This is a genomic window from Micromonospora sp. Utrum1, from assembly GCF_057197805.1.
In genome coordinates this window covers 4,451,036-4,477,836 of the sequence record NZ_CM170071.1, presented here as the reverse complement: position 1 = coordinate 4,477,836, position 26,801 = coordinate 4,451,036, and the positions used below count along the sequence as shown (strand labels likewise).

Sequence of the window (26,801 nt, the reverse complement as noted above, 5' to 3'; positions counted from 1 at the left end):
ACCGGGGCGGCAGGATGCGGCCATGGACGACGACGTGCGCCGCTACCTCGGCGAGCTGGTCGAGCGGGCCCGGGCGGTGCTCGGCGACGACCTCGTCGGCGCGTACGCGGCCGGCTCGGTGGGGCTGGGGGCGTACCAGCCGGGACGCAGCGACGTGGACGTGGCCCTGGTGGTCGCCCGGCCGGTCGCCGCTGCGGCGAAGCGGGCGCTCGTGGACCAGCTGCGGCACGAGGCGCTGCCCTGCCCGGCGCGCGGCCTGGAGCTGGTGGTCTACCGGCGGGACGTGGCCGGCTCCGGCAGCCCCGAGCCGGGCTTCGAGGTCGAGCTGAACACCGGCCCCACCATGCCGTTCCGGGCCACCTACGACCCGGCCGACCGGCCCGCCGCCGACGGGCGGTTCTGGTACGCCCTGGACCGCAGCATCCTGCGCCAGTCCGGGCTGGCCCTGCTCGGCCCGCCCGCCGCCGAGGTCTTCGCCGACCCGGGGCCGGCCGACCTGCGGCGGTTGCTGGTCGAGGCGCTGCGCTGGTGGCTGGCGCTGCCCACCCCGCCCGGCGACGCCCCCGCACCCGGCGCCGAGGACGCGGTGCTCGGCGCCTGCCGCGCCCTGGTCCGCTGCCGGGACGGCGTCTGGCTGGGCAAGGTGGACGCCGGACGGCGGCTCGCGGCCGACGACCCGGACGCCGAGCTGATCCGCCGGTCGATCGCGGCCCGCCGGGGTGGGCCGCCGCCGGCCGGCCCCGCGGCCCGCGCGTTCCAGCAACGGGTGCTGGACCGGATCGCCGCAGTGCATTGACGCGGGTCGTCGCCCTACTGTAAACAAGGCGTACTGAACAGTCGGGGAGGTCCCCATGCGACGCTCGGTACTCCTGGCCGCATTCCTGCTCGTCCTCGCCACGACCGGCCCGGCCGTCGCCGCGCCGCCGCCCGCGCCCACGCCGCTGGCGGCCACTCCGGTCCAGGTCTACGGCGCCTGGCACTGCGGCGACGACTTCTGCACCTGGGGCACGGCCCGCACGGTCGCCCAGTTCGACAGCCAGAACCACTGGCTGATCGACCGCGGCGACGGCCGTCCCTCGGTCAACCTCGTGGTGCTGAGCTTCGTCAACCCGCTCGACCTGCTGCGCCAGACCACCGACGCCACCACCCTCGACGGGGTGCCGCGGGGCATGACCAGCGAGATCGTGCAGTACTTCACGACCCGCGGCGTCCGGGTGATGCTCTCCATCGGTGGCATCACCTACACCGACGACTGGGACGCCGCGCTCGCCGAGAACCCCACCCTGCTCGGGCAGCGGGCCGCCGCGGTGGCCAGCCGGCTCGGCGTCGGCATCGAGATCGACTACGAGCAGAACACCGGCCCGAACCTGGCCGGCCTCCAGTCCTTCATCGACGCCTACCGGGCGGTCCACCCCTACGACGCCACCGGCGCGCGCACGCCGGCCCGGCTCACCATCGACGTGGCCGCCGGCGACCGCTGGCTGATCGACCTCAACCGCAAGGCCACCGCCGACTGGCTGCGCACCGACGCCCCGGTGCTCGACTACGCCAACGCCATGGTCACCGCCCGGCCCGCCTCGGCCAGCACCGCCCAGGCGGACTGGCAGGAGCACGTCGACGGCAAGCCGCAGTACAGCCCGCCGGTGCCCCCGCTCGCCCCGGCCAAGTTCACCGGAGCGGTCTACCTGGCCTACGGCGGCAAGCCGCTGCCCGAGTGCGTCAACTACGCCAACTCGGTGCAGAAGGCCGCCGCCCCGTACGTGCAGAGCGTCGCGCCGCACGGCGCAGGCAGCACGGCCGGCATGCTGGGCTTCATGTTCTGGGCGGCGGAGCGACCGTCCACCCGGGGCATCGGCACCGTGCCGCCGAACACCTGCGAGGGCGGCGCGGGCGCCGGAGCGACCGCGCTCGCCGTGCCGGTGCCGATGCCCGCGCTGCGGCAGGGCTGACCGGGGTCCGTCCGGTCAGTAGGTGACCCGCACACCCATCTGCCCCCAGGTGAGCCGGCCGACGACGCCGTCGTCGGCGAGCCCGCGCATCCGCTGGTACCAGCGGACCCCGTCCTCGGTACGCGTGTCGAAGTCGACCCCGGCCGGGCCGCACCGGCTGGCGCCGATGAACCGCTTGACGAATGCCACGTCCTCGCCGCTGCTGCCGTGCTTCACCGTGCGGCACCCGGGCGCCCGCCCCGGCTGCGGCTGCGGCCGGGCGGTGGCCTGCCGCAGCGCGGCCAGGGTGGCCGGGCCGACGATCCCGTCCACGGTCAGCTTGCGGGCCTGCTGGAAGGCGCGGACCCAGGCGGCGGTGCGCAGGCCGAAGGCGCCGTCCACCGCGAGCCGGGCGTTGAGGCGATTGGCCAGGGTCTGCAACTCGCGGACGTCGCTGCCCCGGCACCCGTTCTTCAGCACCCGGTCGCCCAGCCGGGTCGCGGCCGCCGTGGCGATGCCCCAAGGCCGCGGGCTGTCCTCCAGCGACCGCTGGTGGCTGACGCTGACGTGCAGGTGCTTCTGGTGCGGGTTGCTGCCGGTGTACCGGGCGGCGGTGAAGCCCCGGGTCCGGCTCCAGATCGTCCGGTTCCAGATCACGTACTGGCAGGACGGGTGGTTGATGGCGTGCCGCACCACCAGCAGCGGGTCGATCCCGTCGACGTCCACGTCGAGGGCGTTGACCGAGGCGTCGTCGCCGTCCGGGTTGTGGTCGGAGCGGCGCGCCTGGTGCGCGGCGTCGCCGATCCAGCCGTCCGAGCTGTGGTCCCGATGCGGCCACCGGGTGTTGATCTCGTCGCGCAGCACCCGCAGCGCGGGTGCCAGGTGGGCGCTCACGTCACTGCTCCTCGTCCGCGGCGAGGTCGTACTCGATCTCGTCGCCGATCAGGGTCTCCGGGTCGTCATCCTCCTCGAAGACCGTCACCTGGTAGTCCGGCTCGATGGTGGCGGTGTCGGTCATGGTGTCTCCGCTTCCTGCTCAGGCCGGCGTCACGCGGCGGCGCGAACTCGCCGGCCGGGTCTGGGTCCACTGTCGAAACCGCAGGTCACCGAGGCAACACCTGAGTCGGCTATCAGCGCTACGGCGAGCCGGGCGGCCGCCATGCCGCGCCGATCGTGCCGGCCGTCCGCCGACCGGGCGGCCGGATCGGGGGATCGGCGAGCACGGCGCTCCGCCGGCCGGGCCGCCCACTCACCCGATCGGAGGAGCCATCCGATCTCGCTCGGCCAGGTCGGCCAGCGCGGCCCGGAGCGCGGCGGTCAGCTCCGCGCCGGAGACCCCGCCGGCGTGGGCCGGCAGCGCGCCGAGCACCCGCGCGGCCACGGCGTCGGCGAGCGCGTCGACCTCGCCCGGGTTGCGCGGGAGCGCGGTCCCGGCCGGCGGGTCGGCGGTCGTGCGCGGCTCGGGCAGCCGGGCCAGCGCCGCCCGGACCGGTGCCGGGTCGGCGGCCTGCCCGGCGACGGTCTCGCCGATGACCCGGACCGTCTGCACGATCTCGTTGAGCACGCCGAGCGTGGACATGCCCTTCGGGATGCCGCCGCCGACGTACTGCCACGGCAGCGCGCGGAGCTGAAGCGCGACCGCCGGGTCCTTGAGCAGCGCCAGGAACCGCGTGGCGTCGGACCCGGCCTCCGCGACCAGGCCCCACGAGCGCTGGTCCCGTTCGGCCGCCTCCGTGGACCGGATCCCGAGGTGCAGCCGGTCCCGGCCCGGGTCGGTGCCGGCGTACGGCCGCCGGGTCCAGCCGTCGTCGGCGCGGGCCGAGGCGCCGGCGTGGATCCAGTGCGCCGCCGACGGGTGGCGCTGGAACGCGGCGAGCAGCGCCTCCGTGTCCACGCCGGTGACGTCCACGTCGAGCGCGTCGACGGTGCCCCGGGCGGTGGGCCGGTGATCGGCGTGGTGGACCGAGTCGACGACGGTCCGGCCGGCGCCCGGCCAGCGCCGGGTCAGCTCGGCGCGCAACGTCTCCAGGGCCGGGGCGAGCCGGCGCGGCCCGGCCGCCTCGGCGGCGATCAGCTCGCGCAGCGCCTGCTGCTCCGTCTTCCGTTCGGTGAGGTCGCCCTCGCCCCGGTGGTAGTGCGACCAGACCTGGCAGCCCTTCGCCTTCGCCCAGGCGTGCATCCGCCGATACCAGGCGGCGCAGCGGCTGCCGTCCGGATCCAGGTCGGCCGGGTAGCCGCCCGCCGTCGTGATCCGCGGATGGTTGATCTCGGCGATGCCCCACGGCTTCTCGGTGGCCCGGGCCAGCTCCACCATGATCGCCAGGGCGGAGGCGGGCTCCTCGTAGCCGGCCGGGCGGAACGGGTTGCGGGCCGTCGGGTCGTACGGGTACCAGTCGGCGAGGACCAGATCCACCGCGTCGGCCTCGTGCTCCGGCCACCAGGTGCGCCAGTCGTTGACTCGGCGTCCGGCGGCGTCGACCCGGCGTACCCATTGCAGGGTCCAGCAGACCGCGAGCCGCAACCGGCCGTCGTGCCGGGCGGGATGGTCGCCCACCTGGGTGCGGGTCCGGGTCCACGAGGTGCGGAACGCGGCCGGGGCCGGGTCGCCGCCGGTCTGCTGCTCGGGCTCGTGGTGCGGCACCAGGATCAGCCGGCCGGTCCGGCCGGTGGCCTGCCAGGCCGCGACGAACGCGGCCGCGTCCACCTCCGGGTCCTTGTGCGAGACGATGAGGTCGGCGTCGGCGGGCGCCTGGGCCAGCCGCTGCCGCGGGTCGGTCCAGGCCGCCGCGGGGAGCCCGTCGCCCGGCCCGAAGAAGATGCGCACGCAGCTCGTCCCCGGATAGGTGCCGAGCATGCCGGTCACCGTGCGGGTCCCCGGGCACCAGCCGGTCGGCATCATGCCGGCACCTCCACGGCGAGGGGCTCCAGGTCGGCACGGATGGCGCTGACCTGCCAGTGGAAGGCGTGCGACGCGGGGGAGCCGTCGACCGTGCGGACCCGGAACACCCCGTCCCGGACCCGGCCGGCAGCCAGCGCGGAGACCGGCTCGTCGTCCTCGAAGACCGGGGTGAGCTGCACGGTGCGCCCCTCCGCCCGGGTCAGCGCCTCGAAGTACACGGGCAGCTCCACGGTGGCCGTGCCGTTCTCCAACCGGCCCTCGCCCCGGTAGTAGACGCCGTTCTCCGGCCCCTCCAGCGCGGCGTGGATGAGCTGCCGGCGCTGCGTGGCGTCCGGCGGGTCGAGCGGGTGGTCGATGGCGAACTGCTTGGACTTGCCCTTGATGATGCCGTTGCTTGCGGTGAGGCTGATCGTGTAGCCGCTGGCCTCGCTGTTGCCGAGGTAGATGGCGCCGGAGGAGAACAGGTCGAAGGTACTGATCCCGCCGCCGCTCCACGAGGCCAGCGGCGGCGTGGCCGGCCCGACCACCATCTTGCCGGTGACCCGCATGTCGCCGCCGAAGGAGCTGCGGTTCTCGACGAAGAGGCAGCCGCTGTCGGCGCCCCCGACGCCGCCGAAGCCGACGTGCACGCCGGCGGCGTTGAGCAGGTACAGGCGTTCCGGGCCGCCGATGTGCAGCCGGGTGCCGCCATTGATCCAGGTCCAGTTCGGCATGTTCAGGTTCCCGGCCACCGTCAGCGCGCCCCCGACGCCCAGGTCACCGTTGCCGTTGGCGTCCTTGACGACGCTGACCCCGCCGGTGGCCCGCAGGCCGAGCGCGCCCTCGGCGGTCACCGACAACCCGCCGCGCCCACGCAGGGTCGCCGCGCGCAGTTCCTTCACCGCCAGATCCGCGTACGGCTTGCTGCCCTCGGTGTAGGCCAGGCTCGGGCCGTCCGCGCTGCGGTCGACCAGCTCGAAGCCCTTGCCGGCGCGGAACGAGAACTGGGCGTGCTGCACGCCCGGCCCCCAGAAGCCCAGCGCGCTGACCACCTGCCCGGCGCTGACGTTGGCGCCCTCCATGCTGCCCAGGTGCAGCATGCCGCCGCCGATGCGCAGCCGGTCCGCGCCGTACTGGGTGAACGCGATCAGGTCGTCGGGGTCGTTGTTGTTGGCGATCCGCAGGATCGTGTTCTCCCCGTTGTACGGCCAGTAGCGGACGTACGCCTCGTCGCCCGAGCCGCCGCCCGGGTCGCTGGGGAAGGTGATGCCGGCCTGCGACCCGGCGCCCACGGCCGGCACGATCGCGCCGACCGGCACCCGCAGCCCGGCGGCCTGCCGACCAGTGCCCTGCACGGTGACCGTGCCGCCGGTGCGGGTCACCTTGCCGAGCAGCACCGCGTGCGCCGGGTCGGTGGGGGCGGTGGCGCTGACCCTGACCAGCCCCTCCTCGGTCCACCGGGTCTCCGCGGCCACGCCGCCCTCGTCGCGCACGTCGGTCAGGAACTCGTGGTACTCGACCCAGACGAAGAAGGTGCCGTCGCCGGGGAGCGGGCTGCGCCGGCTCTCCGGCAGCACGATCACGTTGCCGTCGCCGTCGATCGCCACGCCCTGCCCGACCGTCACGTCGCCGCCGGTGGGGGTGAGGTCCAGGCCGCTGACCACGCCCACCGGGCGCAGCAGCCGGGCGGCCAGGTTCTGCCGGGCCAGCAGGTAGTCCAGCGCCTGGGTGAGGTCGTCGGCGCGCAGGTACTCGTAGTCGTAGTACCGGGGCCGCGCCATCGGCAGCGGCAGGTCCTTCTTCCAGATGATCGTCATGTGCAGTTCTCCGCTGTCTGTGTCGGTCGCGGGCGGGATGGTCAGCGCGGTTGGACGGTGTCGTAGTGCAGGCCGCTGGAGACCTCGCCCGCGCCGCTGTGCCGGGTACGGCCGAGCCAGAGGTGCACCGAGCCGTCGGCCCACCGGGCCAGCTGCCAGCGGCGCAGCACCCGGCTGCCGGCGCGGGGCACCTCCTCCTCGGGGAAGGCCAGCTCGACGAGGCGGCCGTCCCGCTCGCGCCAGTCGAGCAGCCGGCTGTAGCCGGTCACCGCGACCGGCGCGCCGTCCCGGTTCGGCTGTTGCAGGGGCACCCGGCGCAGCCGGACCACGTCGGGTCGGTCCTGGGTCGGGCCGGGCAGCAACGGCACCCAGTTCTCCGGCACGGTGGTGGCGAAGGCGTACGACAGGGCCGGCACGTCCGCGTCGGGGTCGGCCGGCGGGCGCGGCGGCACGGCGGCCCGGCCCACCTGGGCCGCCCGGTCGATCGGGCGGCCGGTGGCGCCGGTGACGGTGCGCTCGATCGCCCAGGCCAGGTTCGCCGTCTCGTCCCGGCCGAACCGGACCTCCTCCACCGGCGCCGAGTCCACCGTGGCGGCCGCGGTCGCGGGCAGGACCAGCACGTCGGCCGCCCCGCCCCCGGTGGCCCCGGCCGGCCGGAACAGCGCGACGCCCTCGGCGGCGGCCGGCACCAGCGTCTGGTTGCCGAAGGTGTCGGTGACCAGCAGCGAGCGCACCCGGGTGGCCGAGCCGACCGGCAGCTCCAGCGGGAGCAGGAAGTGGTCGTTGGCGTAGACCAGGCCGTACTCGAGCACGAACATCCGGGCCAGGTCGCCCGCGCCGGCGCCGACGCCGGCCAGGTTGACCCGTGCGTCCTCCAACTCCCAGAACCGGGTGGACGGCATACCGGCGTACACGACCGGCGTGGGCAGCAGCACCTTCACCACGTCCTGGACCGCCGGCCGCGCCTCCAGCGTGATGCCCGGCTCGTGGTCGAAGTGGTACCAGTCCAGCCGGTTCCCGTCGTACTCGTGGGCGGTGAGGACCAGCTCGGCTCTGCCGTCGTGCGCGGCGACGGCCGCCTCGTGCTCCAGCCGCTCCCGCCGCCACGCCGACCCCTCCAGGCCGGGGGTGCTGAACAGCGGAGTGAAGTCGGCCGGCGGCCACGGCGGCGCGGCCGGCCGGGAGCCGCCCGGAGCCAGCACGGCGGGCAGCTGCAGCAGGTAACCGGGGCGCGGTCCGGCCGGCCGCTCGGGGACGCCCAGCCAGTCGTACCAGTCGTCCACGGCCCGGTCCACGGCGGCGGCGAGCGCCGCCGGCACCGGGACCTCGCGGGCGAACCGCCCCTCGGCGCAGGCCCGCAGCACCAGGTCCCCGTGCGGCACCCGGCCGGCGGCGATGCGCAGGTAGCCGACGGTCTCCGGATCCGCGGCCGACGCGCCCTCCGGCGGGGTCGCCGGCACCGGGTACGCGGCGCACACCGGGCCGGCCATCTCGCCCGCCCCGGCGGCGGCCAGCAGCCGCAGCAGTTGCTGCCCGCTCTCCACGGCGTGCCGCAGGTCCCCGGCGGTCGCCGCCGGTTCCCGCTCCACCAGCGCCTCCCACGGCACCCCGGCGGGCAGTCCCACCGCTCCGGCGTACGGGCCGGGCCGGTAGCGGGTGAACGGGGCGACCTCGGCGTGCACCCGGGCGGTGACCGGGGAGCCAGCGTCCTCGCCGGTGAACTCGCCGAGCTGCCACTGCCGGGCGAGCAGCCAGAGCGGGTCGGCGATCCGGGCGTCCACGGCGGGCGCCAGGTCGGCGCGGCGGGTACGCGGCTCCAGCCGGGTCCAGGTGGTGACCGACGGTGTCGCGGTGTCCGTGCGCGGCTCCTCGACGGTGGTCATCGGTTGGCCTCCTGTCCGCCCTGCGGGGTCAGCGTCGCGTCCGGCACGAAGTCGGTGGTGGCCGCGGCCTCGGCCACGTTGGTGGGGAAGTAGAGGGCGGGCAAGAACTGCCCGGCCGCGCCGAGCGAGTCCAGGTCGACGGCCCGAGCCAGGGCCAGGTCCAGTGCCTCGTCCAGCACCTGGGCGAGGCTCGCCGGCTGCCAGTTCGTCGCGCCCTGCGGCGCCAGGCCGAGCAGCACCGCCTGCGGGGCGGCCGCGCCGGGCGCGTCGTACTCGAAGGTGAGCCCGGTCTGCACCTTCTCGGCCGGCACCACCTCGGTCCACTCGTCGACCACCAGGCCCTGCACCGGGCGGGTCGGGTCGATCCGGCCGGGGGCGACCACCACCAGGGATAGCGGCTCGGTGCCGGCCCTCGGCGCCGCCTCGCCGACCCAGCGGTCGCCCGGGACGTACGGCAGCTGCGCCACCCGGACCGTGGCGGGCACCTTCACCACGCCCCCGGCGTCGAGCGCGTCGGCGCTGGTGAGCACCTCCTGGAGCCGGCCGACGGCCGGGCGGACCCGGCCGTAACGGGACAGCCAGCGGCGTACCGGATGGGGTGACCCGCCCTGGAGCGCGTCGCTGGCGGCCAGGGCGGTGGCCAGCTGGGCCGTCTGCGGCGCGGTCGCTCGGGGCAGCACCGGCATGTCCGGGCCGAGCAGGGCGCGCAGCCGGGCGATCTGCGCCTCCCGGCGGCGGGCCGGCGGAGCGTCGACGCGGTCGAAGTCGGTATCCGGGTCGCAGGTGCACCCGCCCGGCGGGCAGGGGGTGCGATCCCACAGTTCGGCGACCACCCGGCAGTGCGCGGCGAGCCGGCGGTCCAGCTCGAACCGGGTGGTGGCGGCGGTGTCCGCGACCGCGCCGGCCGCGCCTGGCCTCGCGGGCGGGGGCACGGCGCCGACCACGCCGAGGCCGGCGGCCACGGTGAGCAGGGCCCGGGCAGTCGTCTCGTCCCAGCCGGCCGTGTCCGGGGCGAGCAGCCCGGCCAGCCCGGCGGCGGCATCCCGGGCCGCCTGCCAGGTCTCGTCAGCCTGCGCCCTGGTGTCCGCGTCCAACTGCGGCGGGACCGAGGGGTCGACGCCGAGGTCCGCGGCGACCGCCGGGCGCGACCGGCCGAACAGGTCGCGCAGCACGGTGGCGGCGTGCAGGAACTCGGCCAGGCTGACCCGCTCCAGCGGCCAGGCGGGGTCCCGGTCGTAGTCCAGTTCGAGGGTCCAGTCGTCGCCGATTTCGGTGGGGCGCAGCGGGCCCCAGGCGTCCAGGGCGATCCGGCGGTCCAGCTCGGCGTCGTCCGGCCGGCCCGGGTGCGGCGGCGCGGCGAGCAGGTCCACCGCCGGAACCTGGAGGCGGTCCAGGCTGGCCGGTCGCCAGACGGTGGCGGTGACCCCGTCCGGGGCGTGCCAGCGATAGCGCCAGAACACCCGGAACGAGGGCGGCAGCAGCACGCTGGCGAGGACGTCCACGGCGACCCCGGCGAGCCGCGGGTGGTGCCCGCGGGCAGCCGGCCAGTCCTGGCGGAGCCGGTCGAAGCGCCCGTCGGAGTTGACCAGCAGCAGCACCCGGTGGGTGAGCGCGGTCCCGGTCGCCGGGGTCCGGGTGACGTGCAGCTCGGGCGGGTTGGTGGCCGCACCGGAGGCCGCGTCCACGGCCGCGGCGGCGCGGTTCATGTCGCCCAGGGCGAGCTGGTGCACGCTCTCGGCGAGCAGCGTGTCGGAGACCGCGTCGACCGCGTCGGCCAGGTCGGCCAGCACGTCCCGGACCGCCGCGCGCTCGCCGGCCGGCCGGGCGGCCAGCCAGCCGTCGAGGCCACCGGCGGTGTGCAGCCGGTGCAGCTCCAGACCGTCCACGGTGGCTGTCGACTCGACGGTGACCGCGACCCGGTTGCGGCCGTCGTCGGCTGGGTCGACCCGGTGTGCGCGGACCGGGGCCAGCCGGCGCAGCGCCGGCAGGAGCTGGTCCCACGGGCCGGCCGGGTGGTCGTGCAGGCCGCGCTCGAACCGGTAGCCGAGCAGCGCGCCGAGGCTCAGTCCGGCGCGGACGCCGTCTAGGAGCTGCTCGGCGAGGCGGACCCGGCGGGAGGAGAGCTCCACCGCGAGGGCCGGGTCGCCGCCGTGGCTGCGGGACGCGCTGCGCAGCACCGCGGCGGTCACCGCCTGCGCCGGGGAGGGCGCGTGCACGTGGCCGGCACCGGCCGGAGCGAGTGGCAGGCTCGGCGGGGCGACCGACGCCGGGATGTCCGCCGGCCGCTCCACCATGGTCGGCTTGCCGGCCGGCGCGAGGTCGACCACCCAGCCGTAGCCGCCGACGTGCACCCCGGGCGCCGGGCCGGCGGTGACCTGGGCCAGCCGGCGGGTGGCCAGCGAGGTGATCCAGGCGTCCAGCCGGTGGCTGGCCAGGCCCAGCGTGCCGGCCACGTGCCGGTGCAGGTCGGCCACGGGCAGCCCGTCGTCGAGGGCGTCGCGCAGCCCGGTCAGCGTGGTGCGGAAGTCCCGCAGGTCGGCGGTGGCCCGCACCTGCCGGGGGTCGGCGGAGCTGCCGGCCAGGTAGGGGCCGATGGTGTCGGTGGTGCCGGGCACCGGCACGGCCAGCCGCTGGCGCAGCACCGGGGTGCGCTCGCGCGGGCGGATGTCCACCAGCTCCGGCTCCGGCGGCTCCAAGGCCTCGGGCAGGTTCGCCTCGGCGGCGAAGGCGTCCGCGGCGGCCGAGTGCTCGGCGATCAGGGCGGCCCGCAGCAGCCGGTGGAACAGCGGCACCGGCCCGTCACCGGGGCTGGCCGGGACCTCGTCGCCGCGCAACCCGACCGCGGCCAGCGCGTCCAGGTAGGCCCGCACCCGTCCGGCCCAGGGCGCCCCGGGCCCGTCCAGTAGCGGGGTGCCCAGCGCGTACGCCTGCCTGGCGAAGACCGCCAGGGAGAGCCGGGGGTCGGTGGGGCCGCCCAGCCCGAGCGCGGCGAGCAGGTCCCGGGCCGGCTCCACCACCTGCTCGCGCCAGTCCGGGCCGAGGCCGAGCCGGGCGAAGCGCCACAGCCAGCTCACATACTCGTTGCCGAGCATGCTGCGGGCCCGCACCTCCAGCACCCGGGCGTCGGTGCCGAGGATCTCCAGCAGGGTGGCCTCCGGGTCGGCCAGGCCCGGCACGATCCGCGGCACCGGGGAGGCGAGCCAGACCTTGCGCCACAGGTTGGTCAGCAGTGCGACGGCCTTCGCCTCGCCCGGCCCGGCCGGCTGCCAGTCCCGCAGGCTGGCCACCGGCAGCAGCCCGTACGGCTGCCGGCCGATTCGCAGCGTCGGCAGCGGGCCCTCGGCGTGCACGTGCTCGACGAAGTGCGCGCGGACCGCGGCCCGCTCGGCCGAGGTGGCCACCGGCAGCAGGTGACGCAGGAGGCCGCCGAAGCTTGCCGGCCAGAGCAGCCGGCGGACCAGCCGCCCGGTGGGCCGGTCGACGGCAGTGGCGCCGCCGCCCCGGGCCAGCCCGGTGGGCGCCCCGGTGCGGGCCGGGGCGCGGCGGGCGGCGGCGAGGGCGTCCTCCGGCGCGGCGGTCAGCGGGACGCCCAGCGCGGCGGCGGCCAGCGCGGCGGCCGCCTCCGCCGCCGCGGCCCCGGTGACGCTGTCCGAGGTGGACACCGCCGCGGCGGTCGGCGCGGCGGCCGGGGTCTGCGCGCCGGTGTTGTTGGTCGGGGCGTCGGGGGCGAGGAAGGCCAGCCCGTCGGTGGCGGAGTGCGCCTCCAGCAGCCGGGCCAGCGCGCGGGCGGAGCCGGCCGGGCCGGTGGCGGCGTCGAGACCGAACACCAGCAGCCGCTCGACCTGCTCCGGCTCGCCCTTGGCGTTGACCGGCACGGTGACGGTGAACGCCATACCGGCGGCCTTCGCGGCGGCGAAGTCGACGGTCCAGCGCATCCCGGCGTCGATCGGCAGCGCCTCGTCGGCAGAGTCGATGGTGCCGGTCGCAGTGTCCGGCACCGGGCTCGGGCCGACCGCCAGGTCCCGGGTCACCGGGTCCGAGGCGCCGCTGAAGAGCTTGCCGCCGGCGGTGCGGCCGACCGCGTACCACTGGGTGGGCAGCAGCCGGGCCCGGGCCGGCTCGCACCACGGGCCGGTGCGGGTCAGCGGGTCGGGAAAGACCCCGCCGACCGGTTCGAGGACCCGGGCGATCCAGCCGGCCCGGGGCGCGCCGAAGCGGCGGACCAGGTCGTTCCACGCCGCCTCGTCCGGAGACCCGGTCGGCCCGTCCGGCCGCCCGTCCCCCCAGTACGCCCGCCCGGCCGCGATCTCCTCGACGGTCAGCCCGGGCTCGTGGTCGTCCACGTGGATCTGGTCGGGATAGACCCGGATCCTCAGGGTGGCCCCGGCGAACCGGGTCTCCAGGCGGACCGGGAGCAGGACGGCCGGGGCGGCGGCGGTCAGCGTCCACGGGGTGCCGGTCAGCGCGCCGGACAGCGGCGGCCGGTCGGCGGCGTACGTCGAGGTGCTCATGACTGGCTCTCCGGCGTCGGTAGCAGGTCACTGGCGTGGCGGGCCAGGAGGACGGGGCGTTGCAGCACCGCGCGGGCGGTGTCGGCGGCGTTGCGGCCCTGCCGGGCCGCGAACACCACCGCGTCCGGCGGCGGCGGGTCGCCGGTGAGGTCCACGCCGAAGCGGGCCGCGGCGGGCTGCTCGCGGAGCACGAAGAAGTGCCCGGCCTCCCCGTCGTCCTCGCGGCCCGCCCCGCACGCGACCTCCGCGGTGTACGGGAAGCCGAACAGCAGCAGGTCGGGGGAGAGCCAGGCGTTGAAGATCGGCAGCACGTCCGGCCCGGTCGGGGTGCGCTCCTCGGGCCCGGTCCAGGTGGCCGCCCGCATGGTGACCACGGTGGACGGGTAGCGGCGCAGCAGCTCGCCGCGGATGACCAGCACCAGCGACTGCTCGCCCGGCGCGCCGACCGCGGTCAGGTGGCTGCCCAGCGGCCCGTTCCGCCAGGCCGGGTCGGTCAGCGGCGGGATGTCGGTCAGCGGCGCGCCCGCGGACACCGCGCCGCGGACGTCCCAGAACTGCCGGAACCAGGTCTGCGTCGGGTCGGCGGGAAACTCCCGCCACAGCATCTCCCGGCTCATCTCGTGGTTGAGCCCGACCAGGAACGCCTCGATGAAGCGCGGGTTGGCGGCCAGTGCGGTCATCGTCTCGGGCGCGACGGCCGGCAGGTTCGGCACCACGTGCTCCTGAGACAGCCCGCGCAGCAGCTCGTAGGCGGGAACGTCGAAGGTGACCCCGGCGAGCAGCCGGCGCAGCGGGTCGCCGCTGTCCGGCAGGGCGTCGACCAGGTCACCGTCGCCGAGGGTGAGCCCGGCCAGCACCTCGCCGGCCACGGCGGTCTCCGGGCGGACCGTCTCGCGGACCGCCGCCGCGGCGTCGTCCAGCGGCACGGGGGCCGGGTGGTGGTCGCGGGCCAGCGCCTGGGCCGGGGCGAGCCGGCCCTGGTGGGCGGCGGCCGCGGCCATGAAGTCGTCGCCCATCTTCGCCCGGTCGGCGACCAGGTCGGCGCGGAGGTCGGCCACCGTGACCGCGCAGCCGCGGGCGGCGCCCGCGTCGGCGGCTCCGGTCGCCGTCACGGCGGCGGTCCAGCTCACCGGCACGCCGTCGGGGTCGAGGTCGAAGGCGGCCCGCCAGGTGACGGTGGCGCCGGTGCGCCGGGCGACCACCAGGTCGGGGCGGCGGGTGCCGGTGATGTCGGCGACCGCCACGCCGGCCCCGTTCGCGGTCGCGAAGGCCGCCTCGTCCGGCACCGGCCGGGCCATGGTCCAGCCGCCGGTGACCCGGCCGCGCCGGTTGACGCCCTTTCCGGTGAGGTAGCGGGCCACCGACGCGCCGCCCACCGAACCGGTGGCGAAGATCAGCAGGTCCGGCGTCTGGTCCCCGGTCATGTCGACGACGTCGATGCCGACCGCGGTGACGTTGCCGAGCTGCATCGGGGTGGGCAGCGAGTCGTTCCAACCGTCGGCGACCGCGCCGGTCTCGTCCAGCCGCCATCCGACCCGGTAGAACACCCGGTTGTCGGTGCGCCCAGCCCGGTTCACCGCGTAGGCCACGATCAGCTCGGGCCGGCCGTCGCCGTCCAGGTCGGCCAGGGCCACGTCGAGCCCGGCGACCTCCGCGCCGACCGGGTCGGGCAGCTCGTACGGCCCGGTCCAGCCGCCCGCCGCCGACCCGTTCGCGTCCGCATCCCGCCCCACCCAGTACGCGACCCGGCAGGTGCCGGCCGTCGTGCCGGGCAGCAGCGCGGCGGTGACCACGGTGGGCCGGGCGGTGGGCAGCACGGCGCCCAGGGTGGTGGCGGTGGCCAGGGCGACCGCCGGCACGGCCGGCCCGTCCACCGCGGCGGTGAGCGCCGGCTCCCGCACCGTGCCGTCCTCGGCCAGGCTGTGGGCGACCTGGGTACGCGGCCGGCTGCCGGCGCCCTGGGTGACGGTGTGCGTGAAGACGAGCGAGGAGAGCAGGCCCACCTTCGGGGCGAACCGCACGTGCGCCGGGGCGGGCGCGTCGACCGGTCCGTTGCCGCGCGGGTCGGCCGGCGTGCCGTGGTCGACCCAGGCGGTCGGCTGGGGGTAGCCCCAACGCCACGAGGTGAGCCGGCCGTCCGCGGTAACCGCGAAGAGTTCGCCGTCGCGGGAGTCGCCGACCAGCGGCCCGGGCCGGTGCGCCCCGAACCCGCCGGCGGGCACCTGAGTAGTTTCGGTGCGCCACGCCCAGAGGTAGCGCTCCTGGATGTCGTGGTACCAGAGGTAGCGGGTCATCAGGCGCACGTCGGCCGGGTTGGTGGGGTTGGCGCCGAGCGTGACGATCGCCGCCTCCTCCTCGTTGCCGAACGGCGCCGCCTCCTGGGCCAGCGACACCACCCGGCGGCCGTCCGGCGCCGGGTCATGCAGGTACGTCGACCCGTCGGCGAACAGCGACACCAGCCGGCCGTCCGGCGTGACGTACTCGATCCCGTACTGCCCGTTGGGGTAGCGGTGCTCGGCGGCCGGGGAGCCCCAGGTGGCCGGTCCGGTGAACGACCGCCACTGTCCGTTGTGGGCGAACAGCCGGTTGCTGCTGGTGGCGACCAGCACGCCGACGAAGGACGGCCGGGGTGTGCCCCAGAGCCGCTCGTTGCCGCCGACCGGAGTGCCCAGCGAGGTCCAGGAGCGGGCCGTCGGGTCGAACCGCCACAGCGCGGTGTCGCCGCCGAGCACATAGAGCAGGGCACCGCCGACCACCGGGCGACTGTGCACGCCGCCCGTCGGGGCGCCGCAGTCCGCCCACACCCACCGGTCGCCGTCCCAGCTGCGCTCGAACAGCCGGCTGTCGTGGGTTCGCACGTACACCCGGCCGGGGGCCAGGACGGCGCCGGAGGTGGCGACCCCGGTGCCGGGCGGGGTGCCGTGGTCCCGCCACACCCAGCGGTCCGGCCCGAGCCGGCGCCGCTCGAACAGCCGGCCGTCGGCCGCTCCCAGAAAGAACCTGTCCCCGCTGAGCAGGTCACCGCCGTTGGTGACCACCCGGGTGACCGGGTCGTCGGCGGCCGGCGCGAGCGCGGCGAGGGCGCGCACCCCGGCGGTCCCGGTGTGCCACCACGGGTTCGCGGCGGCCGCCTCGATCACCTCGCGGGTCAGGTCGCCGACCCCGCGCCCGTCGCTGACCAACGTGTCCAGCACGGTGCCGCCGGCCGGCACCCGGGCGGCCGGGACCGCGCTGGCGCCGCCGGCCAGCCGGGTCAGTGCGGCCGCCCCGTCGGTGTCGACCCGCCGCGCCAGGGGGCCGCGCGGACGCAGCAGCCGGCGCACCGACGCGGAGGTGGCCGCCGCCGCGCCCGGGTTGTCGGCGAGCCGCCGGTCCAGCGGCTCGGCGGTCGCGGCGGCCAGCCCCGGGTTCGACACCTCAACCAGGTCGTGCACGGGCTGGGTGAGGGCGACCAGCCGGTCGTCGCCGACCGCCGCGCCGGGCGCGTCCGGGTCGACCCGGCGGGCATACAGGGCCTCCGCGGTGTCCCGGGCAGCCTGGCCGCGGCGCAGTTGCTCGTTGGCCTCGCGGATCTGGGCGGCCCGCTGCCAGGCCGCTGCCGCCAGGTCCTCCTGGTGCCGCTGCACCACCTGGGTGCCGAGCGCGGCGGCGGCCCGGTGCCGCGGGTCCAGGTTCAGCCCGGCCAGCCACCGCGGTTCCGCGCCGGGCGCGGGGAGCTGGGTCTCCTGGCTGTGCAGGTCGCCGTAGAGCGGCGGGGTGAGCCGCTCGGCGGAGTGCCGGAGCAGCCCGGTCAGGGCGCCCTGCCAGGCGGCGCGGACGTCGTCGGCCCAGGCGCTCGGGGTCATCGCGGGCGAGGCCAGCGCGCCCTCGAAGCCGAGCACCGACCGGCCCTCGACACCCTCTTGCGCCTGCGCCGGCAGGCCGCCGCCGGGCGCCGCGATGTCCACCGGCTGCCGGCCGACATCGGCTGGCAGCGGCCGGGCCCGCAGCCGGCGCGCCAGGGACTCGAAGTCGCCGTCCGGCCCGGTGCGGAAGGTCCAGTGGTGGTAAACCGGCAGCAGCACGGCGTCGTCCGGGCCCGGGTGCGCCGACTCCGGCCCCCAGGCGGGGGCGAGCGGCCCGGCGTCCGCCACCGGCTCGCCGAGTCCGGCCCGTACGCCGGCCTCGAACGCCGGGACCACGGCGGCCAGGTACTCGGCGCCGGCGGCGAGGCGGCGCGGGCAGACCAGCCGGGACAGGGTGCGCTCCGGCGCGGCGGCGATCACCTCGGCGACGTCCTCGTCCTCGGCGGTGACGAGCACCTGGGCGTGCGCCCAGCTCCACGACTCGGCCAGCGTCGGTAGCTGCCGGACGGTGGTGGCCAGCCGGGGCAGCGCCTGGCCCGCCTCGGTGCGCAGCTCGCCGCCTCCGTCGACCGGCACCACGACCAGCACCAGCCAGGGGCGCAGCCCGCCGTTGGCGTCCGGCCGGGCCGGGGTGTAGAGCCAGGGCAGGTCGGGGCGGTCGAACTCGACGGCCGCGAACATCGACACCTCGACGTTCTCCGCGCCCGGGGCCGGGAAGCTGCGGATGATCTCCTCGGGGTCGACGCCGACCACGTCGCCGGGACCGTGCAGCAGTGCCGTCGAGGTGCCGGTGATCTCCCGGGTCGCCCCGGTCGCGGTTTCGGTGCCCAGCGCCGTGACGGTCAGGTCGACCGAGGCCCGGGCCCGGGGGAGGGCCCCGGCGAGCGGGTCGGTGTCGGCGACCACCCGGGCGACGCCGTCGCGTACCCAGGGCAGGAAACGCAGGCCACCCATGTCAGCGGACCTCCAGTTCGGCGGGGACGATCCGGGGCTGAGGCACCCGGACCCGGGGCCGGCGCAGCGTGCCGGCCCGGCGGGACGGTCCGGTGGGCTCGGCGGCCGGGCGCGGCGCGGGGACCGGTGCCCGCGCGGCGGCCCGGCGCGGTGCGGGGACGGTGAATCCGGCATCGCCGGGACCGGCGTCGGCCAGGCCGAGGGCCGGGCCGGTGAACCGGGCCGGCCCGGCGCGGCGGCTGCCGGCGAACGCGGCCGGCGCGGTGGCCGCGAACCGGGCCAGCAGGTCACCGCCGCCGGTCGCGGCCAAACCGCGCGCCGCGGGCAGCGGCCGGCCGGCGGCCTCCGGGTCGTCGATGACGATCCGGTCGTACGCCGAGTCGTCGCTCAGCGCGGCGAACGTGGTGAGCGCGGTCGCGGGCAGCGCCGTGCCGTCGGGCAGCGCCACCGTCCGGCCGGCCGCCAGGCGGACGAACCCGGGGGTGGTGAGCTGCTCCTCGGGCGTGAGGTCGCGGAACTGGCCGGGGGCGAAGTCGTCCTCGACCGGCTCGCCGAGCGTGCCGGCCAGCTTGTCGTCGCCGGCGCCCACGCTCACCCCGGTCAGGGTGAACCGGTTCGGGCCGCTGATCCGCGAGGTGCCCATCCGGGACAGGTCGGTGTCCAGCGGCAGCACGTTCTCCCGGACCGAGAGCAGGGCGCCCGGTTGCAGCAGCACCGGGCCGCTCCAGCCGGCCAGGTCGCGCAGGGTCACCGGCTCCCCGGCGGTGAGGGTCGGCCGGACCTCCCAGGCCTCCGGGGCGGACAGCGCCGCGCCCAGCGCCTTCCCGGCGTCGACGGAGCTGGGCTCGTCGGACACGGCGGTGTCCCCGTCGGTCCAGCTGAACTTCGCCGACACCTCCCAGAACAGGAACTTGATGCGCGCCTCGCCCCACGCCTTCCACGGGCCGGGACCGCTGATCCCGACCAGCAGGTTGACCGCCAGCAGTTCCTTGTCCTTGAACTTCAGCGACACCGTCGCGCCGATCTCGGCGGTGAACCAGAACGGTTTGAACTGGAACATCACGTCCAGCCAGGCCCGGCCGTCGATGACGAACCCGCCGCCCTCGAAGTGCAGCTTCAGCTCGGCCCCGAACTGGGCGGTGTTGCTGGTCACCGCGAGGTACGCGGTCAGGTTCAACCCCTTGCCGGACTTCTGCAGGGCGATGCTGAACCGCTTGACCGGCGGGAAGCCCGGCGGCGGGTTGTAGCGCGGATGGAAGCCGCCGATGGAGACCGCGAAGGTGCTGCCGGCGCCCCACCGGGCGCGCAGCGCCATCTCCCCGGAGACCGGTCGGCCGAACAGCTTCGAATCGATCAGCGCGGCGTCCACGCTGATCTCCCGCTTGGCGAAGTCGACGATGCCGGCCGAGTCGAGCCGGAACTTCCCGGCGTCCTTGAAGTCGATGACCAGCTTGCCGAGCAGCAGGATGCGCACCGGGTCGGGGAACTCGACCAGCACCGCGAGGTCGGCGACGACCTGGCCGCCGAGGAAGTTGAGCCGGACCATCGCCCCGAGCACGGTGCCGGTGGTGTCGACCGGGAAGATCCGGCTCAGCGTGGCGATGACCGCGGGCGCGTTGCCGACCGGATCCGCCGGGAAGAGCAGGGCGTCCAGGGTGCCGGCGCGGGCGGCGTTGCGCACCTCCTCCGGGTTGGTCCGCCGGTTCCAGCCGACGACCAGGCCGAGGCCGGTGATGGAGATGCCCCAGAACAGCATCAGCCCGGGGAACCACTCGTACGTGCCGGCCAGCAGCAGCGAGAAGGTGTGCCCGCCGTCGGCCTCGGTGAGCCGCCTGCCGTCCGGGTTCCGGGTGTTGAGGATGGCGGTGGCCTGGAGCCGGAAGCCCTTCATCGGGGCCAGCGGCGTGATGGAGGTCATGCCGAGCTGGAGCACCCCGGCGTACAAGCCGCGGGCCTCGTCGACGAAGAGGTAGCCGCCGCCGGAGACGATGCCGTTGTCCATCCGCAGCCCGACGCCGTCCGGCCCCTTGAAGCGGGGGCGAAGGTCGGCCGCGCCGAGGTTGCCGGCGGTGGCCCGGTCCCCGGACTCGGCGGGCAGCGCGGGCGGGAACGTCAGGTCGGCCGCGACGCCGATGTTCTGCACCACGGCGTGCAGCGGGCCGAGCGTGGCCCGGACCGTGGTGGTCAGGGTCAGGCTCAGCGCACGGGTGGCGGTGGACGCCTCCAGCGCGATCCGCAGCCCCTCGATGCCCAGGCCGTGCCAGGACAGGTGCACCGGGTACTCGGCGGCGAGCGCGGCCGCCCCGGACAGGTGCAGCCCGCCCCGCATCGACCAGGCCAGGCCGAGGTCGAGGCCGACCCGCAGCCCGTCGGCGGGGAGCAGCTTCGCCAGCAGGCCGTCGCCGTCGCCGGCCCGGACGACTAGCTCCGCCCGGCCGGCGCGGATGCTCAGCTCGACGTCGTCGCGTCCGGCGCCGAGGCTGGCCCTGCCGCCGATGATCAGCTGCTCGACGGCGAGGTGGGTGCCGCCCGGCGAGCCGAGGATCCAGCCGGGTTGCCCGGCCGGGGCGATCCGGGCGACCTCGGCGGCCCACTTCACCACCGCCGCGTCGCCGCTGAACGTCACGCCCGCGCTGTTGATCGCCAGCGCCGGCCCCGATCCGCTCAGCTCGGTGGCGACCGTCCACTTGCCGATCGCGCCGTCCAGGCGGGCCTCGCCGGTCGGGGCGAGGATCACCGTGAACCGGCCGTCCCAACTGGCCAGGCCGAGGGTGACCCCGAGGCCGAAGGTGGGGCTCCAGGGCGCCAGCCCGGCTCCGGGCGGCGGCGTGCCGTCGGGGGTGCGCAGGCCGCTGAACCGCAGCCGCAGCAGGCTGTCCGCCAGCCGCCGGCCCACCTCGCCCTGGTCCGGCCCGAGGTCGGGGCGGACCCCCTGGCCGGCGTCGAGGCCGAAGGCCCGCAGCGCCCGGGCCAGCCGGGGCAGCAGCCGGGCGGAGAAATCGGCCACCCCCTCGGGGGTGTCCAGCCCCTGCGGTGCGTACCGCTGCGTGAAGTAGTCGCCGGGGTCGCGGACCAGGTCGACCACCCGGTCCAGGTGCAGCTCGTCGCGGCGCTTCGGCAACCGGACCGGCGAGTCGCCCGGCGGCATCGGCGCGCTGGGCGGGTTGGCGGCGGCCGGGTCGATGAGGCCGAGCAGGTCGAGCACCGGCACCACCCAGGGCGCCCGGCGCAGGAGGTAGGTCAGCACCAGCAGGTCGACCAGGTCGTCGGCCAGCTCCTCGGCGAGGCCGGCCACGTCCGGCAGGCCGTTCTTCACCGTGGGCAGGTCGCCGATCTTCCCGACCACCCCGCCGACGGCCTCGCCCAGCTTGGTGAGCCCGTCGAGGCTGTCCAGCCTGGCGTCGTCGCGCACCGCCGAGAGCGCCTCGAGGGCGTCGCCGACGGTGGCGGCCCACTCCTCGAAGCGGGCGGCGTCGAAGCCGCTGACCGCCTCCAGGTCCCAGCCGAGCGCCCGCATCAGCCGGGCCCGCCGCCACGGGTCGTACGCGGCCAGCACCGGCTCGGCGAACAGCTTGATCTCGTCCCAGAGCAGGGCGAGGACGTTCTTCGCCTCGGTCATCGCAGCTCCCGTCCTTGCGTGCCGCCGGTCATGCCGTCACCCGCGGCAGGTCGCTCAGGTCCAGCCGCAGCGAGCCGCGGGCGGCCGAGAGGGTCCGCTCGCCCACGGGCAGCGCCGTGACGGGCAGCGTGTAGCGGTGCCCGGTCGGCCAGGCCGGCCAGCCGACCAGCGTGGCCAGCGCGGTGGCCACCGGCGCGTCGGCGCTCACCACCTGCCGGATCGCGGTGATCAGCGCCGTCTCGTGCGCGTCGGTCCACCCGGTGGGCGGGCCGCTGAAGTCCGGGCCCGCCGCCCTGGCACGGGTGAGCACGGTGTGCAGCTCGCTGGCCGCCCGGGGCCGGGTGCGGAACTCCGGCTTCTCGCCGACCGAGGCGGGCGGTCCGACCGCGACCAGTTGGTGCGCCCGGTACTGCTGCCAGCAGGCGAGCAGGGCGACCGATCGTTCGGAGGTGAACAGGTCGCCGATCCGGGCCCGGCGGGGCTGGCCGTCGGCGCCGGTCACCCCGGCTACGGTCGGGGTGGCCGCCGGGTCCGGCGAGTCCCAGTCGGTGACGAGTAGGTCGTGCAGCCGCTGCCGGGCGGGCGTCCACAGTCCCCGGCGCACTCCGTCGTGGCCGCGCAGGGCCAGCGCGTACCGGTGCATCCAGTGCCAGGATCGCAGCCCGAGCAGCTCCAGGGTGGTGCCCACCGACTCGCGGGCCGTGCCGGTCGAGTCGGTCTCCGCCGGCCGGGCCCGCAGCACCCGCAGCTCGGGGTGGAGCAGCCCGCCGCCGTCCTTGCCCCAGCCGGGCACCGCGTTGATCCCGCCGAGCCCACCGAGGGCGTCGTAGGCGTCCCGGTCGGTGGCCCGCAGCCAGGCCAGGTACGCCCACATCTCGCCGGGCTCGGCGCCGATGTCCAGCGCCGGGGGCAGCGTGGTGGGCGCGGTCCGGGGCCCGTCCGCCCGCCAGCCGAACGGGCCGAACCGCAGCACCGCCGGGTCGTCGGCCGCGACCGCGTCGAACCAGCCACCCGCCGCGTCGGGCACCCGGTTCTCGGCGACCGCACGGAGCACCTTGAAGGTGGAGAGTTGCCGGGCGGCGCGGGTGCCGACCTCGCCGCCGGCCGCGATGGCGGCGGCCAGCGAGGTCAGGGTGGGGCCGCTGCCGTGGTCCTGCGGCCTGGGCAGCAGCGCCTTGGGCAGCAGTTCCGACTCCGGGTCGAGCACCGGCCCGCTCCACTCGGCGTCGGTGGCGTGCCCGCGGTACGCGCCGAGCCGAACCAGTTCCGGGTGCCCGGCCGGGGGGTTTCCCGCGCCGGCAGGACGGCCGGTCACCACCCGCGAGTAGAGCCGCTGGTCGGTGGCGGTGACCTCGTCGAAGAGCCAGACGTTAGGCTGCGCCAGCCGCTGCGGGGTGTCCCCGGTGACCTGCCAGGACTCCACCACCACGGGGCAGCGCCGGCGCTTGTCCAGCCAGTGCTTGATCGCGACCTGGGTGGCCAGGTCGGCCACCCCGCTGACCGGCCCGAGATAGCGCTCGCTCTCCGGCACGTCGACCGGTTGCAGCCGGTCCGACCACCGGGGCGAGGTCGCGCCGGCCGGCTCGACCGCCGCGCGCTCCTGCCGTGCGTACGCCTGGAACTCCCGCACCGCCCAGTAGGTGACCAGCCCGTAGCTGCCGTCGGTCGCCCCCGGGGTGCGGAAGCCCAGCGTGGCCAGGTCCTGCTGGAGGCGGCTCACCCAGCGCTCGGTGACCAGCTTCGCCGGCCGTTCCACTCCGTCGTAGCGGGCGAGCACGGTGCCGGTTGCGTCCTGGTCGCCGGCGCGCAGCACGAACCCGCCGTACGGCGCCGGGGTGGTCAGCGAGCAGCCGAACGACAGGTCCACGGTGTACGTGGTGAGCGCGGCGGCCCGGTTCTCCTCGGGCAGGTGCCACCAGAGCCGCTGGGTGGCGGTCTTGCACTCGCCGGCCGGCCAGCTGAAGGTGATTTCACCGAGGTTGTTGCGCCCGACGATCTCCTTGCCGTTGCCCCAGGAGCCCTTGTAGTGGTCCAGGTTGCGGGCCGCGGCCAGGTACTGGATGAGCGCCTGGTCGCGGGGCAGCCCGGCCGGGTCGAGCACGGCCTCCGGGGCGCCGTCGCGGCGGACCTCCGGGTCGGCCTCGTCGTGCCGCAGGAACTGCACGTAGACGTTCCACTCGGGCTGCCGGCCGAGCACCTTGAGGGCGTCGTAGTCGCTGACCGACGGCCGGCCGGAGACCCACCAGCCGGTGGTGTCGTCGGCGCCGACGGTCACCCGCACGCCGGCCCGCATCCGCTGGCCCTCCTTGTCGGGCAGCTCGTTGGCCCAGCCGACCAGGTCGATCCGGCCGGTCACGTCGAGCAGCGGCACGTAGCCGACGTCGTGCAGCGCCCGGGTCGCCATGTCCTCGTTCCGGAAGGCGCTGGAGACGAAGCCGGCCAGCACGCCCTCGGTGCGGTTGACCCCCTCGTAGGGCTTGGCCGGGTCAGGCCCGCAGGCGTAGGGGAGCGTCGCCGAGTAGCGGATCCGCTCGGCCGAGCCGAAGTGGATGTCCCCGCCGAGCAGCACCAGCCGCCGGCGGCGTATCCCGTCAGGGCCGGGCGGCGCGGCGGCGAAGAGCCGGGCCAGCACCTTGTGGACGGCGGCGTCGCTGGCCACCCAGGCGTCCTCGGCGTCGGCGGTCCACCGCCCCGCGGTCGCCCTGGCCAGGGGCTGGGCGAACTGTTCCAGGATCGGCACGCCGAACAGCGCCACCGGCTGGGCGACCACGGTGACCCCGTCGTCGCCGAGCACCCCGCCGCCGGTGAGCATCTCGTCGAGCGGGTTGTCGTCGAGCAGCAGCCCGCCGGGGTGGCCGGGGCCGCCCGGGTACTGCCGCCAGGTCCGGGTGTCCAACGCGATGAGCTGGTACCGCGGCCAGGTCACCGTGTAGTGGTAGGTCAGCGCGCCGGCCGGGCGAACCAGCTTCCCCTCCGGGGTGACCCCGGTGGGCAACCCCAACCGGGTACGCAGGGCCAGGTCGTCGGCGTCGTTCGGCGCGGCCGACCAGCCGCGCAGCGCGGTGAGCGCGGCCCGGCCGGCCTCCCCGGCGGGGCCGCTCTCGGCGAACCGTTCCGGGGTGTTGCCCCACGCCTGGAAGACCACGAACGCGGCCATGGCGTTGCGCACGATCCGTCGGCCCAGCGCGGAGTTGACCACCGCGTCGGTCACCCAGGACCGGGTCATGTTCCAGTCGTCGGTGACCTCGTGGTCGTCGGCGACCATGTACGTCGTCACATTTGCCAGCTGCCGGCGCACCGCGGCCAGGCCGGCCCGGAAGCCGGTGAGCAGGAGGGCCTGCCGCTGCCACCGCTCCCAGCGCTCGATGATCTCCTTCTGCTGGGCGCTGGGCGAGTACGCCCGGCCGGCGCGCATCAGGTCGTACACCGTCTCGCCGGGCGGGCGGCCCTGGGGGTCCTTGAGGATCCGGGTGTCCGCGGGCAGCACGTGCTCGAAGGTCGGCCAGCTCGCCGGCCACAGCACGTCGGACCACGCCAGCAGGTACATGCACAGGTACTCGCGCAGCGACATCAGGTGGCTGTCGGCGGCGCCGGAGGTGAACTTCGCGTCCCGGGACATGGCGGTGGCCCGCTTGCCCGGCAGGTACGTCAGGTCGGTCGGCGGCGAGGTGGTGCCGACCGGCATCGCCTCCGGGGCGAGCCCCAGCCGCGCCGCCACCCCCTGGTACGCGGGGACCGCCGGCTCGCTGCCGACCGCCGGCAGCGCGTCGTGGCCGTGGATGATGCCCAGCAGCGGATCGGCCACGTCGTCGGCGTAGATCTGGTCGCCGCCGAGGACGAGCTGGTGCGGGCGGCGCGCGGGATCCCCGCCGGCGGCCGCGATGATCGGGTCGAGGACGGGGAAGGCGTCCTGGCCCTCGCCGTGCGGCTTGCGGCACGAGCCGTAGAAGATCCGCAGCTGGTTCGGGTCGGTCGGCGGGGTGACGAAGGTGGGCACGGCCGGCATCGCGGCCGGCGCCTGCGGGTGGCCCTGATAGGTCAGCGCGGTGCGGGCGGCCGCGGCGGTGGCGGCCACCACGTCGGGGTCGAACAGGCTGCCCGCGCTGGTCCCGCCGGCGAACGCCAGGTCGTAGCCGTAGAGGGTGCCCGGGGCGAGGGTCACCCCGGTGACGGTCACCGCCGCCACGTGCAGGCGGTCGGCGAGCTTGACGGTGGCGCGGCTGCCGGTGCCGACGGTGGCGCCGCGGGCGTACCCGGGGGCGACGCCGAGCGCGAAGACGGTCAGCGTCACCGTGCACTCGGCGCGCAGGGCGACGAAGACGGTGACGCCGGTCGGGTCGGCGCGGCGCACGATCGGGCCGCAGAGCACGAGGGGCAGGCCGGTCGGAGCGGTCATGCGGTGTCCCTTCACCCGCGGCCGGTGTTCGTTCTTGCCTCGATTGAAGTCAGTGGGTAACCGCTCGACCACCCGCGCAACAGCGCGAAGGTTCGACCTTGCCGGGTGACAACCATCGGGCCGACGACGGGCGGGCCCGCCTGACCGTCCAGGCTGAACGTCCACTCAGGTCGTTTCACTGACGGAGACCCGACGCCCGCTTGTCCCGGGCGACCCGGGCGCGCTAGAGCCCGCACTGCGGGATATTCCCGAGGAAGTCGACTGTCGGCCGGCGTTTCGGGGCAAGGTGTCCGGGTGAGCGACGTACGGGATCAGGTGGGGTCCGCTCCGGACCCGGGCCGCGCGCGGCCGGTGCGGGTCGCGTTGGTCGCGGAACCGGGCCTGCTGCGGACCGTCGTGGTCGCGGTCCTCGCCGCCACGCCGGACTTCGAGGTGGTCGGTGAGACCGAGCCCGCTCGGGGCCTGCCGGCGATGCTCGCCGCCTGCCGTCCGGACCTGCTGCTGGTGGACCTCGACGCGGTGGACGATCCCGCTGTGCTCACCGGACCGGGTGCCGACGGGTGTGCCGTGGTCGTGCTGACCGCCTGCCGCACCCCCCGGGCGCTGCGCCGGGCCCTCGGCGCGCGGGTTCGCGGGGTGGTCGCCACGGACGTGCCGCCGGAGGAACTGGTCGAGCTGTTGCGGGCGGTCGCCGGCGGGCAGCGGATGATCGATCCGATGACGGCGCTCGCCGCCCTCGACGCCGCGGTGAACCCGCTCAGCGAACGGGAACGCGAGGTGGCCGCGGCGGCGGCGAAGGGGTTACGGACCGGGGAGATCGCGAAGCTGCTCCACCTCGCACCGGGCACCGTGCGCAACCACGTGTCCAGCCTGTTGCGCAAGACCGGCGCGCGGAACCGCTGGGAGGCGGTCGAGCGGGCCAGGGACGCCTGTTGGATCTGACGACACGCGGATCACAGGGGTGTCGCAC

General features: G+C 76.2%; 12 protein-coding genes. 3 read left to right on the top strand and 9 right to left on the bottom strand.

What is annotated here, in order from left to right; genetic code table 11:
- Positions 1-22: 22 nt before the first annotated feature.
- Both AC0OLQ_RS21090 and AC0OLQ_RS21085 read left to right on the top strand, forming a co-directional pair.
- The gene (locus AC0OLQ_RS21090) at positions 23-796 is read left to right on the top strand and encodes a nucleotidyltransferase domain-containing protein (protein WP_484527661.1); all 774 of its coding nucleotides are present in this window, start codon (positions 23-25) and stop codon (positions 794-796) included.
- Positions 797-851: 55 nt separating this feature from the next.
- Complete coding sequence (locus tag AC0OLQ_RS21085; protein ID WP_484527660.1) at positions 852-1,949, top strand: glycoside hydrolase family 18 protein; 1,098 nt, start codon at positions 852-854, stop codon at positions 1,947-1,949.
- 15 nt (positions 1,950-1,964) lie between these two features.
- On the opposite strand, the gene AC0OLQ_RS21080 is transcribed toward AC0OLQ_RS21085, so the two are convergent.
- The 9 genes from AC0OLQ_RS21080 to AC0OLQ_RS21040 form a co-directional block, all read right to left on the bottom strand.
- Positions 1,965-2,822 carry a peptidoglycan-binding domain-containing protein gene (locus tag AC0OLQ_RS21080; RefSeq protein WP_484527659.1) on the bottom strand — a complete coding sequence of 286 codons (858 nt, stop codon included), beginning with the start codon at positions 2,820-2,822 and terminating at the stop codon, positions 1,965-1,967.
- 1 nt (position 2,823) lies between these two features.
- Positions 2,824-2,946 carry a hypothetical protein gene (locus tag AC0OLQ_RS21075; protein ID WP_484527658.1) on the bottom strand — a complete coding sequence of 41 codons (123 nt, stop codon included), beginning with the start codon at positions 2,944-2,946 and terminating at the stop codon, positions 2,824-2,826.
- A 231-nt stretch (positions 2,947-3,177) separates the two neighbouring features.
- Entirely contained in the window at positions 3,178-4,827 is a 1,650-nt protein-coding gene (locus AC0OLQ_RS21070; protein ID WP_484527657.1) for a hypothetical protein, read from the bottom strand.
- Entirely contained in the window at positions 4,824-6,623 is a 1,800-nt protein-coding gene (locus AC0OLQ_RS21065) for a hypothetical protein (RefSeq protein ID WP_484527656.1), read from the bottom strand. The genes AC0OLQ_RS21070 and AC0OLQ_RS21065 overlap by 4 nt, the downstream gene beginning before the upstream one ends.
- A gap of 41 nt (positions 6,624-6,664) precedes the next feature.
- Positions 6,665-8,506 carry a hypothetical protein gene (locus AC0OLQ_RS21060; RefSeq protein WP_484527655.1) on the bottom strand — a complete coding sequence of 614 codons (1,842 nt, stop codon included), beginning with the start codon at positions 8,504-8,506 and terminating at the stop codon, positions 6,665-6,667.
- Positions 8,503-13,017: a hypothetical protein gene (locus AC0OLQ_RS21055; protein ID WP_484527654.1), complete on the bottom strand. Its 4,515-nt coding sequence runs from the start codon at positions 13,015-13,017 to the stop codon at positions 8,503-8,505. Before AC0OLQ_RS21055 ends, AC0OLQ_RS21060 begins: the two co-directional genes overlap by 4 nt.
- The gene (locus AC0OLQ_RS21050) at positions 13,014-17,816 is read right to left on the bottom strand and encodes a hypothetical protein (protein ID WP_484527653.1); all 4,803 of its coding nucleotides are present in this window, start codon (positions 17,814-17,816) and stop codon (positions 13,014-13,016) included. Before AC0OLQ_RS21050 ends, AC0OLQ_RS21055 begins: the two co-directional genes overlap by 4 nt.
- 1 nt (position 17,817) lies before the next feature.
- Positions 17,818-21,435 (bottom strand): DUF6603 domain-containing protein, encoded by a 3,618-nt coding sequence (locus AC0OLQ_RS21045; RefSeq protein ID WP_484527652.1) that lies wholly within the window; start codon positions 21,433-21,435, stop codon positions 17,818-17,820.
- Positions 21,436-21,463: 28 nt separating this feature from the next.
- Positions 21,464-25,831 carry a peptidoglycan-binding protein gene (locus AC0OLQ_RS21040; RefSeq protein ID WP_484527651.1) on the bottom strand — a complete coding sequence of 1,456 codons (4,368 nt, stop codon included), beginning with the start codon at positions 25,829-25,831 and terminating at the stop codon, positions 21,464-21,466.
- A 294-nt stretch (positions 25,832-26,125) separates the two neighbouring features.
- Here AC0OLQ_RS21040 and AC0OLQ_RS21035 point away from each other — a divergent pair, with 294 nt between their 5' ends.
- Entirely contained in the window at positions 26,126-26,773 is a 648-nt protein-coding gene (locus AC0OLQ_RS21035; RefSeq protein ID WP_484527650.1) for a LuxR C-terminal-related transcriptional regulator, read from the top strand.
- The last annotated feature ends 28 nt before the right edge of the window (positions 26,774-26,801 follow it).

What these genes read in the sequence shown, in the direction of transcription:
- AC0OLQ_RS21090 (WP_484527661.1), top strand. Translation starts at nt 23, where the DNA reads ATGGACGACGACGTGCGCCGCTACCTCGGCGAGCTGGTCGAGCGGGCC.
- AC0OLQ_RS21085 (WP_484527660.1), top strand. Translation starts at nt 852, where the DNA reads ATGCGACGCTCGGTACTCCTGGCCGCATTCCTGCTCGTCCTCGCCACG.
- AC0OLQ_RS21075 (WP_484527658.1), bottom strand. Translation starts at nt 2,946, where the DNA reads ATGACCGACACCGCCACCATCGAGCCGGACTACCAGGTGACGGTCTTC.
- AC0OLQ_RS21070 (WP_484527657.1), bottom strand. Translation starts at nt 4,827, where the DNA reads ATGATGCCGACCGGCTGGTGCCCGGGGACCCGCACGGTGACCGGCATG.
- AC0OLQ_RS21065 (WP_484527656.1), bottom strand. Translation starts at nt 6,623, where the DNA reads ATGACGATCATCTGGAAGAAGGACCTGCCGCTGCCGATGGCGCGGCCC.
- AC0OLQ_RS21060 (WP_484527655.1), bottom strand. Translation starts at nt 8,506, where the DNA reads ATGACCACCGTCGAGGAGCCGCGCACGGACACCGCGACACCGTCGGTC.
- AC0OLQ_RS21055 (WP_484527654.1), bottom strand. Translation starts at nt 13,017, where the DNA reads ATGAGCACCTCGACGTACGCCGCCGACCGGCCGCCGCTGTCCGGCGCG.
- AC0OLQ_RS21050 (WP_484527653.1), bottom strand. Translation starts at nt 17,816, where the DNA reads ATGGGTGGCCTGCGTTTCCTGCCCTGGGTACGCGACGGCGTCGCCCGG.
- AC0OLQ_RS21045 (WP_484527652.1), bottom strand. Translation starts at nt 21,435, where the DNA reads ATGACCGAGGCGAAGAACGTCCTCGCCCTGCTCTGGGACGAGATCAAG.
- AC0OLQ_RS21040 (WP_484527651.1), bottom strand. Translation starts at nt 25,831, where the DNA reads ATGACCGCTCCGACCGGCCTGCCCCTCGTGCTCTGCGGCCCGATCGTG.